The sequence below is a fragment of the Paenarthrobacter sp. CAP02 genome (genome assembly GCF_040137855.1).
Lineage (GTDB): Bacteria > Actinomycetota > Actinomycetes > Actinomycetales > Micrococcaceae > Arthrobacter.
Genome location: NZ_JBEEII010000010.1, coordinates 22,489 through 35,598, shown reverse-complemented (window position 1 = coordinate 35,598; position 13,110 = coordinate 22,489). Strand labels below are relative to the sequence as shown.

9 protein-coding genes are annotated in these 13,110 nt (G+C 59.6%); 6 read left to right on the top strand and 3 right to left on the bottom strand.

Annotated elements, in window-relative coordinates:
- Positions 1–68 precede the first annotated feature (68 nt).
- Positions 69–1,592 carry an S-layer homology domain-containing protein gene (locus ABHM97_RS16815; protein ID WP_349471582.1) on the bottom strand — a complete coding sequence of 508 codons (1,524 nt, stop codon included), beginning with the start codon at positions 1,590–1,592 and terminating at the stop codon, positions 69–71.
- Between the two features lie 137 nt (positions 1,593–1,729).
- Here ABHM97_RS16815 and ABHM97_RS16810 point away from each other — a divergent pair, with 137 nt between their 5' ends.
- Positions 1,730–2,530, top strand: coding sequence for an alpha/beta fold hydrolase (locus ABHM97_RS16810; protein ID WP_349471581.1), 801 nt, complete (start codon positions 1,730–1,732; stop codon positions 2,528–2,530).
- An 86-nt stretch (positions 2,531–2,616) separates the two neighbouring features.
- Here ABHM97_RS16810 and ABHM97_RS16805 read toward each other — a convergent pair whose 3' ends face one another.
- On the bottom strand, positions 2,617–3,693 hold the full coding sequence (locus ABHM97_RS16805; RefSeq protein WP_349471580.1) for an LCP family protein: 1,077 nt from the start codon (positions 3,691–3,693) through the stop codon (positions 2,617–2,619).
- A gap of 96 nt (positions 3,694–3,789) precedes the next feature.
- The gene (locus ABHM97_RS16800; RefSeq protein ID WP_349471579.1) at positions 3,790–5,391 is read right to left on the bottom strand and encodes a hypothetical protein; all 1,602 of its coding nucleotides are present in this window, start codon (positions 5,389–5,391) and stop codon (positions 3,790–3,792) included.
- A 1,012-nt stretch (positions 5,392–6,403) separates the two neighbouring features.
- On the opposite strand from ABHM97_RS16800, the gene ABHM97_RS16795 reads away from it, so the two are divergent.
- The 5 genes from ABHM97_RS16795 (at position 6,404) to ABHM97_RS16775 (ending at position 13,106) form a co-directional block, all read left to right on the top strand.
- Positions 6,404–7,684, top strand: coding sequence for a glycosyltransferase family 4 protein (locus ABHM97_RS16795; protein ID WP_349471578.1), 1,281 nt, complete (start codon positions 6,404–6,406; stop codon positions 7,682–7,684).
- Entirely contained in the window at positions 7,681–9,432 is a 1,752-nt protein-coding gene (locus tag ABHM97_RS16790; protein ID WP_349471577.1) for a glycosyltransferase family 4 protein, read from the top strand. The genes ABHM97_RS16795 and ABHM97_RS16790 overlap by 4 nt, the downstream gene beginning before the upstream one ends.
- Positions 9,432–10,319 (top strand): ABC transporter permease, encoded by an 888-nt coding sequence (locus ABHM97_RS16785; protein WP_349471576.1) that lies wholly within the window; start codon positions 9,432–9,434, stop codon positions 10,317–10,319. The genes ABHM97_RS16790 and ABHM97_RS16785 overlap by 1 nt, the downstream gene beginning before the upstream one ends.
- Positions 10,306–11,196, top strand: coding sequence for an ABC transporter ATP-binding protein (locus tag ABHM97_RS16780; RefSeq protein WP_349471575.1), 891 nt, complete (start codon positions 10,306–10,308; stop codon positions 11,194–11,196). Before ABHM97_RS16785 ends, ABHM97_RS16780 begins: the two co-directional genes overlap by 14 nt.
- A 227-nt stretch (positions 11,197–11,423) precedes the next feature.
- Positions 11,424–13,106 carry a glycosyltransferase family protein gene (locus ABHM97_RS16775; RefSeq protein WP_349471574.1) on the top strand — a complete coding sequence of 561 codons (1,683 nt, stop codon included), beginning with the start codon at positions 11,424–11,426 and terminating at the stop codon, positions 13,104–13,106.
- Positions 13,107–13,110 lie beyond the last annotated feature (4 nt).

Genomic DNA, 13,110 nt, shown 5'->3' with positions numbered 1-13,110 from the left:
GCTGTTGGTTTCGCGCAGCAACCGGCGGGCCCTGGCACTCAAGCCAGGGCCCGCCGTCGTACGTTCCGTTACGGGTGTCCGGGAAGGCTCTGGCAAGCGATCCCGTCACCGTCGCCGTCAAGGCGGGCGATATCACCGTAGTGCGGGTAGTAGTAGTTGAACCAGTCCTGGGCTTGGCGCCACGTGCTGAAGTCCTTGCAGTTCTTTGAGTCGCCAGGATTGGCGGGCTTCGTCGGCGTGACCGGCGGCGGGGGTGTCACCGGGGGCTTCGGCGCGGGCGGCGGCGTCACGACGGGCGGCGGGGGAGGCGAGCAGTTGCTGCCCGTGATCCCGCCAGTGCCACCGTTGACGAAGCGGTACATGAACGCGGCCATCGCATCACGCGCCACCGGCTGGACCGGCTTGTAGGCGCGGCAGCCGTAGCCGATGTCCCAACCGGTGGAGATGCCCTGGGCTGCCAGCCACGTGATCTGCTTGTAGAACTGGCTGCTGACGGGGACATCCTGGAAAGGCGACGTTCCCGGTGCCGTGAAGGCAGGGTTGCCTCCATAGCGGTAGAGGAATGCGGCCATGGCGTCGCGGTTGACGGGGCTGAGCGGACGGAAGGTCTTGGTGCCGTTGGCTTCGGTCCAGCCGGTGGAGATGCCGCTGGCGGCCAGCCAGGTGATTTCCTTGTAGAACTGGCTCGACGGCGTGATGTCACTGAAAGGCGACGTCGCCGGGGGAGTGAAGGCAGGCTTCTTGGCCAGGCGGTAGAGGAAGGCGGCCATGGCGTCACGGTTGACGGCGTTCAGAGGCCGGTAGGTCCGGGTGCCGTTGGCTTCAACCCAGCCGGTTGAGATGCCCTGTGTCGCCAGCCAGGAGATTTCCACGTTGAACTGTGTGGAGGAGTTGACGTCGCTGAAGGTGATCGGTTGCGTGGGGGCCGTGTCAATGGCGATTGCCGGTACGGTGACCTGCGTGGTTCCGCACGAGCCCTGCAGGGTGTTCGAGACCGCCGCGGATTCGGCCGCGTCCATGGTCAGCTGCCAGCGGTATTTCACCAGCACCCAGTCCGTGGCGTACCTGCAGGCGGTTCCGGCCAGCGGCGGCATCCATTCTGCCGGATCACGGTCGCTCTTGGACTGGTTCACGTTGTCGGTCACGGCTTCCAGGCCGACGTCCAGTGTGAGGTCGTTGGCATAGTCACGGCGCTGTTCGGCCGTCCAGGCGCTTGCGCCGGAACCCCACGCTTCGGCGAGTGGGACCAGATGGTCTATGTCGACGTCGGACGCGTTGGTCCACGTCGCCCCGTCGTACCAGGAGTTCCATTGGCCAGTGGCCACTGTGCAGGTTCCGGGATTGAACGTCACCGGCGTGAGCGACTCCTGCTGGAGCACCTCTGACCGGGTGTCGCAGCCGTCGCTGTCAGCGTCCACCCAGTGCTGGAAGAGGTCGCGGTTGTACCCGGTGTTCGTTTCCTGGGTGACAGTCAGTGAAGAGAAAAGTGTGGCGACGCTTGCCGTATTTGAGGCGGTCGCGGTTTGCGGCAAAAAGACAGCCGCCGACATGGTCAGCGATAGGATCGCCAACCACGAAAGTGCCTTAGGCATCTGGGTTCCCCATATTCGATTAGTGCGCTCTGAGCAGCGCATACATCGGATCGTACCGGCGCGGGCCGGCTGATCAGGAACCTCGCAGTGTGTGACGCGGGGGTGTGTCCTCCTGATGGCCGGCGTACGCTGGGCCCATGAAGTCCCAGGTCAGGAGACTGGCTTTGAGCACGGGGATCAGCGTGCCGTGTTTCGTTCAGGGCCGCCTTGATGAAGCGCACGACGACGGCGGCGCACCGTTGCTTTTATTGCACGCCTGGGGCGAATCCTGGCGCAGTTTTGAGCGGCTCATTGCCTCGCTTCCTGATTTACTGCTGGTAGCCCCGGACCTTCGTGGTCACGGAGGTGCGGACAAAACGGACGCCGGTTACTCGCTTGCCGATGTGGCGCGTGATGCTGTGGCGGTCCTCGATGCGCTGGGCATTGGACGGGCGCACGTCCTGGGTTCCTCCAGCGGGGGATACGTTGCCCAACAATTGGCCGTGATGTACCCCAACCGGGTCTCGTCGCTGGTGTTGGTTGGTTCCCCGTTGAGCCTGCACAGTAGGCCCGCCTTCGCTGACGAAGTAGAGGCTTTGGCTGATCCCGTACCGGAATCCTGGGTTCGGGAATCACTGTCCTGGTACCGGCTGCTGCACACTGTGCCGCCTGCTTACATTGAGGACCGGGTCCAGGATGGTCTCTCCATGCCTGCGGCTGTGTGGAAGGCGTCGCTGCGGGGGCTGTATCAGGCCGCTCCGCCGACGGAAACGGGTCATATTTCAGCGCGCACCCTCTTTCTGTGGGGCGCCCACGATCACCTGGTTCCGCGGCAGCATCAGGAGATTCTTGCTGCCCGTATCCCTGGCTCCCTGCTGAAGATTTACGAGGAGACCGGGCATCTGGTGTTGTGGGAATGCCCGGAGCGGGTGGGGGAGGATGTTCGGGGGTTTATCTGAGTTCTTGGATTCCGGGGTGCAGTGAAAAAGCAAACCCCACGAACGGAAGACCGTTCGCGGGGTTTGGTTGGTTTGAAGGCTATTTGTTAGTTGCCCTTTTCGAGGGCGTGCGCGGTGACGTAAGCCCCTAGTTGGTCCTTGGAGAGCGCTCCTGCAATATCCGTAATTGCAGTGGTATCCGCTACGACAATTGACTGCCCATCAGCGGAAGTACCTGTACCGAGAGTGGGTAGCGTGAACATGACGGTGTCATTGGCCCGCAGGTCCTTCATGCCCAGAGCAAGACTGCCGATTGCGGCGGCGTCGAAGCCCTTATCGACGCTGACGAACGGTGACACAGCGCTGACCATGCTGTTTACGGTCACAGGGTTGGTGAGCGTTTCACGGGCGATGGTCTTGCTGATGATGGCTTTCATGTACGCCTGCTGGTTGCGTACGCGCTGGTAGTCGCCATCACTGAACGATTTGCGTTCGCGGACGAAGGCGAGTGCTTCGTCGCCGTTCAGCGTCTGCTTGCCAGCTTGGTAGAAATGGCCCTTCATGGGTCCGGATGCCGGTGCGAACGGGATCTTGACGTCGACTTCCACGCCACCAACAGCATCGGTCAGACCCTTGAATCCTTCGAAGTCCACCATTGCTACGTGGTCGATCCGCTGCTGGAACAAAGACTCAACCGTCTGAACCATGAGCGGCACGCCGCCCAGGGCGAGGGCAGCATTGATTTTCGATTCGCCGTGACCCGGAATATCGACCCAGAGGTCACGCATGAGGGAAACCGCGTAGACGTTCTTACGATCGGCGGGAATGTGGACCAGCATGAGCGTGTCAGCCCGCTGGTCGGTAGCCGTCTGCGTATCAACATCCAACTCGGCAGTGCCGCGGGTATCGCTACCCATGACCAGCACGTTCATCGCCGCGGTGCCGTTGACAGGCTCAGCCTTCTGAGGACGCGTGGATTCTTCCGGGAAAGCGGAGTCGATTTTTGTGGTTCCGGAGTTGAACGTTTGGGCCAGGTTGAAGATGTAGGCGCCGCCAATCAGCCCAGCCACCAAGACCGCTGCCGCGAAACCGAGGAGCACGTTCCGGGCGGTTTTCTTCCCGCTCTTCTGACGTCGGGGACGGGACTCTGCAGAGGGAGTTTCAGTATCTGTCGGGAGCGTCATGTGTTCCTTGGTGTCGGCATCAGCAGAGTCGATTCTATCAAGGGTGTGATTGGGGTTAGCTCAGTGACCTCTCAGCATGGTCGGTTGCCGTACGAATTAGGGGAGCAGGGAATGGAATTCCGTCGCTTTGGCACCCCAGCTATTCGTCACGTTTACCGAGAAGGCCTTGCCTTTTCCAATGACGACTTTGCCAAAGTTGACCGTGATCATATCCAGCTTGGGGTTCATGCCGTGTTTCATGCCGTACGAAGGGTCGAAGCTGTCTGCTTTAGCCGACTTCTCGATCGCTTCTCCGTCTTTATTCGACCAGCTCAATGTGGCCGTACTTCCCTCAAGGTTGAAGCCGACAATCTCAACCTGGTCAGTCCCAGGCTGGAACGTCACGTCTGTGATTATTGGGGTGTTTAGTCCCGTTTCTACCTGTTTTTTGAGAGTTGTTCCGGTTCCTTTGCAGGTGTAATACGAATCCCACATAAAGGAGATGACCTTACGGGCGGTAGCAACTTGTTGTAGCTGCCGATCGATCCGCTCTTTTGTAGTCTGTCCGCGGAGGCTGTCCCCACAGGGATTTTGCTTAGTTGCGGGCGCCATGCCCTCCAAATTTGCCCAAAGGACAGCACCTGTGTCCTCAATTCCCGCTGCTGCGGCTGTGAAGTAGTCCTTGTTGGGTGCGAGATATTTACTGTTCCAGGTCCCTTGGCCAACGATCGTGGCCGCGTAAGGGTCAACTGCGGAAGCTCCCTCACTGGGGGAGAAAGCGCCACCCTTGCCCGTGCCCATTCCATCCTGAATGGCGATGTTGAGCTGGACGCCGGCCGCTGTTTCGGCAATCCGGCGGATTCCCCTACGTGCATCATCTACGCTGATTCCTGATTTATCCACACGCGCGTCAATGTATGGGCTGACAATCGCCTGACGGGTCGGAAGGATGCGATGAATGGCATCGTTTTGGCTCGTGTAGAGAGCAAACACGGAATCGAATGTTGCACTGTCCGTGAGGGGCATCTCGGTGTGGTGGTAGAAGCCGGCCAAGCCCGGCAAATCATTTGCATCAGCTTGGTACTTCAGGAACCGGTCTGTGAAGAGGTCGAAAGTTGCCTTGTAGGAGAAATCGGGTAGATAAGTTAAATCCGTTCGCTTCGCTGGGGCGGGCAGGCCAGCGAAGAACTTCATTCCGAGCTTCGTCGCTGCCCCCGCAAGGGATTTGGAAGGGTCGGTAGAGGAAGCAGGACTTCCACCAGCTACCACGATGTTGTATTTGTTATCGGTTGAAGTGCACGCTTTGCCCGCGTTCGGCAGAACGAGGACCGTGTAGGACTGTCCGTTGTTGGTGACCTGTCTGTCGCCGGGGCACTGCAGCGCTTCCGGGCCCCACTTGCTTGCGTCCAGGAACGTAAAATAGCGCTCAACGCTCCGGGACCCGGCGGCGACTCTGGCGCAGCTGTTGCCGTCGACGAGGCAATCAGCAGGAAGCTCATCGGCTCTCGCTGGCTTCAGGGTGGATCCAAAAGTTATGACGGTGTCGCCCCCGAAAGCCTTGATGTCCTGCAGCTTCCCGAAGTTTGTCGCATCGCGGGAACTGGCCGAGATGAAGTAGCCGCTTATGGGGAAGCCTGGCTCTGCTGCGCCTGAATTTGGAACGTCAGCCGCTTTTGGACGTGCAGTGTCGGACTGCTCCGTAGTGACAATTCCCACCACGCCGGCTCCCACGAGAACAACGGTGAGTGCAAGGAGTACAGATACTAAACGGATGGACGTGCGACGTTCTCTGTTGCTGTCGTTTGACTTCCGGGGTCTCATTTTTTTCCTTGGTATCGGCGTCCGCAGACAAGACCCTAACAAGGGCAGCTGAGGTTGAACCGCTGGGTGGCCCCTCCGTGCTTGGCTACGCGTCCAGCAGGTGGCTTCGCGACCGGAGCTAGTCCATACGATAAACTAATTCGGGTCGCCCTCCGATGGTGGCCGTCCGCGCGCTGTCATGACGTTAGACAGATGAGCATGAGCCGGGGGTGCGGAAGCATCCTTATGAACACAAAACGGGGGAAAGATGGGAAAGGCGATCAGACGCGTTCAAGCCGCAAGTGCCGTCCTGATGCTGGCCATTCTTGGGTTTTTCGGAGCCCAGCCTGCGGTAGCCACGGAGACGAGCCCGGGGCCTAGCACTGAACAGCCTGGGGAAACCCCAAATCCCGATCCTAATCCGATCGATCCCCTCCCAGTCGACCCCGTCCCCGGAAACCCCGTCCCAGTCGACCCACCCGTGATCCCGACGGACCCAAGTCCTGCCCCGACTGATCCGACGCCGGCCCCAGTGCCGCCGCCTGTCGTCCAGCCAGTCGCACCAGTTGCCCCGCCGGTTGTGATCCCGGCTGTACCTCCTGTGGTTTCGTCTGCATCCCCGGAGCCTACGACAACAGCTCCCTCGCCAGAGGAGAATCCGGCAATCGTTGAACCAATACTTCCCATCGAGCCGGAGACGTCAGTGTCACCGGAGCCAACGCCTACCCCTGTAGCGACCAAGACGGCTGCCCCGCCCGTAGTGAGCGCCGACCTTGCCGGTCCTTTGAAAGTAGCGCTGGCTCCAGTAGCTGAGAACAACCCTATTGTTCAGGGAGCGACGGTGTTGGTCCTCCTGTTGCTCGGAGCCGCGTACTTCCGTGCTTTGCGATCCAAGGGTGTTCGTAAGCCCCGCCTCAGTGGCAAATAGACCATGAGTAACTCCCTCCCAGGGGATAGTGCTGAGCTAGACCAGGTTGACGCGCCCCTGCGCCTCATGCTTCTCACCCATTCCTATTGGCCCGAACACAGTCCGCCGCAGCGTCGGTGGGGCGCACTGACCCGCGAGTTCCGCAGTGCGGGTTGGCACGTCGACGTCGTTGCGCCCGTTGCGCACTACCCCAACGGCCGCCGTGACTTGCCCCGGCGGCAGGCAGGTTTTGCATTTAGTCACCAGAAGGGACCGCACGGGGAGACCATCCGTCGGGTTCCCTACCTCCGCCACATTGGTACCTCTTCCGTAGCGCGGCTCGTCGATCAGGTTTTCTCGGCCGTGCTGTCAGTTCCTGTGGGGCTCTCGGGCAAGAAGCCCCACGCTGTCCTCGCCACGGCGCCGAGCCTTCCCACCCTTGCTGCTGGCCTAGTCCTGTCCAAGTTGCGCAGGGTTCCCTTCATTGTGGAAATGCGCGATGCCTGGCCGGACTTGGCACGTGATGCACGCATCGTCCAGGGCAGCGTGAAAGGCGTCGTGGAGCACGTGGTGGAGTTCGTCCAGCGCAAGGCCGATCTGGTGGTGACGGTCACCGAAGGATTCGCGGACACGCTCCGCGCCAGGGGAGTCAGAAACGTCATCACCGTCAGTAACGGACTGGACCTAGGCGCCATGCCGTTCCTTGATCCGCCGCCCCTGGAACGTGATGGCTTTCACGCCCTCTATCTGGGGAACCACGGCAAGAGCCAGCGGCTGGATGTGCTGATCAGGGCAGCCGCTTTGCTGGGCGAGGGCTTCCACCTGACCTTGGTTGGTAGCGGAACCAGCAGGCCGCAACTGGTGAAACTGGCCCGCGAACTGGATGCTCCGGTGACGTTCTACCCGTCCCTCCACGGACCGGCCGTCATGGACAAATATCGTGAAGCCGATACCTGCATCGTTTCCCTCCGGGATGACTGGAAGTCGTTTGAAACCACGGTGCCGTCAAAAACCTACGAAGTTTTGGCCATCGGCCGGCACGTCACAGCCATTGTCCGTGGTGAGGCTGAGCGCATCATCCTGGATGCGAAAGGCGGCGACGTGGTGACCTCCAATGCCGGGGCCGTGGCTAAACTGTGGCGGGAACTGTCGAAGGACCGCGCCAGGCTCTCGGCCGGCAAGAGTGGCAGGGAATGGGTGGAAAATCACGCTGAATACTCCAAGCTTGCGCGGAATTACATGGGTCACATTGCAGAGCTGGTTGGCCAGGGCTCCAGCGCACGCAGCCAGGAGCGTGTGGCATGAGACCCTTTCTGAGAAACATGGTCTTGGCCTTCGGTACGGTCTCGGAGCACCGTTCAGAGGCGCCGTTTGTGCTGGCCCTTCAGGTCCTGCGGCGTCTTCCTTCGAGGATCGTACGGCCGTTGGCGCGTGCCTTCTCGGGCGCACTCCCTGATTCCACGAGTCCGCTTCTGATGATGGCCAGCCATGTTGCCGGTGACGGGGAGGCCTTGCAGCGACGGTTCCGTAACGCACGCGCCGATGTGAAGTCTTCAGAGCACGCCCGCAAAGCTGGCGAGGTGGCTCTCGCAGCAGAGCAGTCCGACTGGGCGGATACCTTCCTGGATCTCGCAGGCTCCAGCCCACAAGCAGCAGCAACCACGGCGCGCCGGCGCTGGTATGCCGGCGACATGAGTGGGGCCGTCCGCGCCCTCGATGGCCAGCCCGGAAACATGGCGAAGCAGCAGCGTCGTCTTTCTGCTGAACTCAACGTCTTTGAGGGGTGGCGACCATCGTTGGACAAGGCTGTCTCGCAGCCCGCTCCGAAGCGCGTACTCCATCTCCTGACGAACTCCTTGCCCCACACCGGTAGCGGGTATGCGCGAAGGACCCATTCGATCCTAACCGCTCAGCAGGCCGCGGGCTGGGACAGCTTGGCCGTTACCCGCATCGGCTACCCGGTCCAGATTGGCGTGCTCACTGCCAAGGACACTGACGTGGTGGACGGCGTGACCTACCAACGACTGCTGCCGGGCAAGCTGGCCAAGACCATGAATGGACGGTTGCAGCAGCAAGCGGAAGGACTGCTGGCCGTTGCCCGCGACTTCCGTCCCAGCGTCATACACACCACCACACACTTCGTTAACGGTCTTGTAGCCCGTGAGGTTGCTCACTCGATCGGCGTTCCGTGGGTCTACGAAGTCCGCGGCCAGCTCGCCGACACGTGGGCGTCCACCCGTGGACCGGAAGCGCGAAACAGCGAACGGTATGGGTTGTTCATGGAGCGTGAGGCCGAAACAATGCGGAGTGCTGACCTGGTAGTGACACTGGGGGAGGCCATGAAAAAGAACATCGTGGCTGCTGGAGTCCCCCCGGAGAAGGTGCTGATCAGCCCGAACGCGGTGGGTGGTGACTATCTCAACGAGCCCATGTGCCACCAGGATGCCCGCAGTGTTCTCGGTCTGGACACCGGACTGCTGTATATAGGCACAGTGACGAGTTTGGTTGATTACGAAGGCATCGATGATCTGGTCACAGCATTTGCGTTGCTCGCGCCGCGACTGCCAAGGTTAAGGCTGCTTGTGGTGGGGGACGGAACTGCTGCTCCGGCACTTCGAAACCAGATGCAGGGGCTGGGGCTCGCGGAAAAGGTGGTCTTCACTGGACGGGTTTCTGCCGGGCAGGCCCGCCTCTACCACCAAGCCTTGGATGTTTTTGTGGTGCCCCGCAAGGATCTGTCTGTAACCCGTTCCGTAACGCCCTTGAAGCCGGTGGAGGCCTTGGCCTGCGCGCGACCTGTGGTCGCCAGCCGGTTGGAGGCCCTGTGCGAGATAGTGCACGACGGCGTCAACGGCCGGGTGGCCGAACCGTCGGATCCAACGGGGCTGGCTGAGGTGTTGGTGGAACTGCTTGAGGACGAAGATTTGCGGATGCGGTTGGGGGCCGCCGGTAGGCGGGGCGTTTTGGCCACGAGGACATGGACAGCGAACGCCGAAGCGTACGGGCGTGCATATGAAACTTTGATGTCTAACGATCTAAGGAAGGCTGGCTGATGTCGGCAAAGAAGGCAGTCTTGCCAGAGCCAGCAATGGTTCAACCATTGGCGGTGGACATGCGACGCCTGACCCGCGTGGGTGCGCGGCCGGGATTCCTGGATTACCTGGTTCAGCTCTGGGACTTCAGGGAGTTCATTTTCTACGACGCACGCGCCCGGGTTCAGAGTGGGACCCGTCGCGACCGTTTGGGCAGCGCATGGCTGCTGCTAAATCCGATCTTCAACGGACTGACGTACTACTTGATGTTCGGTCTTCTGTTGCAGACGGGGCGCGGTATCGAAAACTACATCGGATATCTGGTTATCGGAATTTTTATTTTCCAATGTACTGCGGGGGCTATTACGAGTGGTGCCAGATCAGTGCATAACAACAAATCTGTAGTTCAAGCCTTCAACTTTCCTCGAGCAACTCTGCCGATTGGTGCCAACCTGCGTGAGTTGATGTCCAATGTTCCCTTGATCCTGGCAATGCTCCTAATCATCACATTGGTCCCTCCGGCGGAGGATATTACGTGGTTATGGATACTCATTATTCCAGCCCTATTACTCCAGTCAATATTTAACCTCGGGGTTGGCTTGATCCTCGCACGGGTTATCTCTCGTGTCCATGATGCTACCCATCTTCTGCCGTTCGTTATGCGGGCGTGGATGTATGGATCAGCCATATTTTATTCCTATGAGCGGTTTGTGTCCCATCCAGATATCTTGGCGGTTGTGAAGCTAAACCCGCTTTTCAATGTTATTGATATAATCCGTAGTTGCGTACTATATGCCCAAATTCCGAGTTGGCAGTCATGGGCTACTTTAGGGGTCTGGGCCCTAGGTGTACTCTTGGTCGGCATGATTTTCTTCTGGCGAGGAGAAGAGTCCTATGGGCGCGGCTGAACAAATTTTGGAGGTTGAAGCGTATCCCTGCGTCGTAGTTGATCGTGCTGCGATGGAATACCGCGTGGTTACGGCCGATGGGAACGCGGCCGCCAAAGAGCGCCGGGAAACCAGTTTCCTTCGACGACTGACTCGCCGGCCAAACACAATTACCGTGCGTGCCTTGCATGAGCTGTCGCTCGTTGTCGAACGTGGAGAATCGGTGGGCATTATCGGCCGAAACGGCTCTGGCAAAAGCACTCTCATGAGACTTATTAGTGGGCAGGATAGGCCAACCTCTGGTGCGGTCTTTGCGTCTAGCACCCCGATCATGCTGGGGGTAAATGCTGCGCTCGTGGGTGACCTATCGGGCCACCAGAACGTAGTTTTGGGTTGCCTCGCCATGGGGATGAGCCGCCGAGAGGTAGCTGCAAAATTTGGCAGTATTGTGGAACTCTCTGGACTCCGGGAATCTATCTACCTGCCGATGAAGTCCTACTCTTCAGGAATGGCATCAAGGCTTCGATTCGCTATCGCTGCCAGCATCGACCCGGAAATTTTGTTGGTGGATGAGGCACTAAATACAGGCGATGCTCAGTTTGGCGACAGAAGTAAACGCAGGATGGACCAGCTACGGGAACAGGCCGGGTGTGTATTCATCGTTAGCCATTCCTTGGACACCATCACCAGCATGTGCAGCCGGGTCGTTTGGCTGGATATGGGTCACATGATCATGGATGGCGACCCTGGCGAAACCGTCAGGGCATACCAAGACTTCACTGGAAACCTTGCCAAAGGCAACGGCATCACGGCCGCCAGGATCCGCGATGAAGCCCGTGCCAGTCTGCAAATGACTGAAGTATTGACCAGAAGCAAGATGCGTAGGAGCCGTGCATGATCTATACCGTTGATTATCTGCGTAAGGCTGCTTGGCATTTCCGGGCTGGAGGAATGCGCCAGATGAGTGCCTGGCATAAACGCCAGCGAGCACTAAGCGCTAATAGGGCAGGTACCCGAAATGTCGGTGCGCGCCAATTAACATCCAAGTCGTCGAACACCAATCTACAGCTGAGTTTCCCGGCTTTCGACTATCCATCTATCCCCTCCCGCAGGGATGATCTGACGGTGGGCGTCATCTTGGACAATTTCTCGGCTAAGGCCTTCGCTTACGAATGGAACTTGGTCTTCCTGACGAAGGACCGCTGGCTGCAGCAGTTACAGGAGCAGCGCATCGACTTCCTGTTCGTCGAGTCTGCCTGGGAAGGCAACGGCGGTTCTTGGAAGTATCAACTGACGGGGACCAGCGGGCCCAAGCCCGACTTCCTGAACCTGATGCGCTGGTGCCGGGAAAATGGCGTACCGACTGTTTTCTGGAACAAGGAAGATCCCCCGCACTTCCACGATTTCCTGCCGGCGGCCCGTGAGTTCGATGTGGTCTTCACGTCCGACGAGAACAAGCTTCCGGACTACAGGCAGGCGCTTGGACACAACCGTGTGGACGTGCTGCCGTTCGCTGCTCAGCCGGCGATCCATAATCCCGTTCGCCCAGGGGAGGGCCGCCACTCGCGTGACGTGGCCTTCGCAGGAATGTATTTCGCCCACAAGTATCCCGAGCGGCGTGAACAGATGCGGTTGCTGCTCGACGGCGCCATGGCTGGCTCTGACAGGGTGAAGCACGGACTGGAAATCTTCTCGCGGCAGCTTGGCGGCAATCCGGACTACCAGTTCCCGGAACCGTACGCATCCCGCGTTGTTGGTTCCCTGTCCTACGATCAGATGCTGAACGCGTACAAGGCCTATAAAGTCTTCCTCAACGTAAACTCCGTTGTGGATTCACCAAGCATGTGTGCGCGCCGTATTTTCGAGATCACGGCATCCGGCACTCCGGTGGTAACCATGCCGAGCCCGGCATTGCCCCGGTTCTTCCCTGACGGTGAGATCCACAGCGTGGAAACCAAAGAGGATGCCGAGTTCATCATGCGGGCCCTGATGAGGAGCCCTGAACTCAACGACCGTTCTGTCCATCTCGCCCAGCGGCGGATTTGGGGAGAACATACCTACGCCCACCGAGCCGAAAAAGTAGTCGGACTGGCACTGCCCCAGCGGGTCCGTCCCGTGCAACCGGAGTCGGTCAGCGCACTGGTATCCACCATTCGTCCCCACCAGCTCGAACACATTTTCAAGACCGTCGGATCCCAGCAGGGTGTCGACGTCGAACTGGTGCTGCTGACGCACGGCTTCAAACCCAGCTGGTGGAAGATCTGGCGCCTGCGCCGCAAATACCGTGTCCGCCAAGTGACGCTGCTTCATGAACCCAGGACAGTCAGCCTTGGTAGCTGCCTGAATCTTTGCGTGGCGGCCGCGACGGGCGCCATTCTCACGAAGATGGACGACGACGACTACTACGGTCCACACTACCTGCGGGACCAGGTGAACGCTTTGATGTTCTCGGGTGCCGACGTTGTAGGAAAACTGGCGCACTTCATGTACATCGAGAGCCGGAATGCAACGCTGTTGAGGTTCAACCACATGGAACACCGCTTCAGCCACATGGTCATTGGTGCGACGATCATGGCCAGGAAGGCAACCTTTGAGCGCTTTCCGTTTGAGGAACTCGGGCGGGGCGAGGACACCGCGTTCATGCGCGCGGTCAGCGACGCCGGCGGAAAGATTTATGCGTCCGACAGATACAACTACTACGTGCAGCGCTCGGCTTCGGGGCACACCTGGACTGCCACGGACGACCAACTGCTCGCCTCCGGAGACATTCAGTTCTGGGGCAAGCCGACCGAACACATCACTGTTTAGATAT

Bases quoted from the DNA above. Each gene is read 5' to 3' on its own strand.
- ABHM97_RS16815 (WP_349471582.1), bottom strand. From the start codon at position 1,592: ATGCCTAAGGCACTTTCGTGGTTGGCGATCCTATCGCTGACCATGTCG.
- ABHM97_RS16810 (WP_349471581.1), top strand. From the start codon at position 1,730: ATGAAGTCCCAGGTCAGGAGACTGGCTTTGAGCACGGGGATCAGCGTG.
- ABHM97_RS16805 (WP_349471580.1), bottom strand. From the start codon at position 3,693: ATGACGCTCCCGACAGATACTGAAACTCCCTCTGCAGAGTCCCGTCCC.
- ABHM97_RS16795 (WP_349471578.1), top strand. From the start codon at position 6,404: ATGAGTAACTCCCTCCCAGGGGATAGTGCTGAGCTAGACCAGGTTGAC.
- ABHM97_RS16790 (WP_349471577.1), top strand. From the start codon at position 7,681: ATGAGACCCTTTCTGAGAAACATGGTCTTGGCCTTCGGTACGGTCTCG.
- ABHM97_RS16785 (WP_349471576.1), top strand. From the start codon at position 9,432: ATGTCGGCAAAGAAGGCAGTCTTGCCAGAGCCAGCAATGGTTCAACCA.
- ABHM97_RS16780 (WP_349471575.1), top strand. From the start codon at position 10,306: ATGGGCGCGGCTGAACAAATTTTGGAGGTTGAAGCGTATCCCTGCGTC.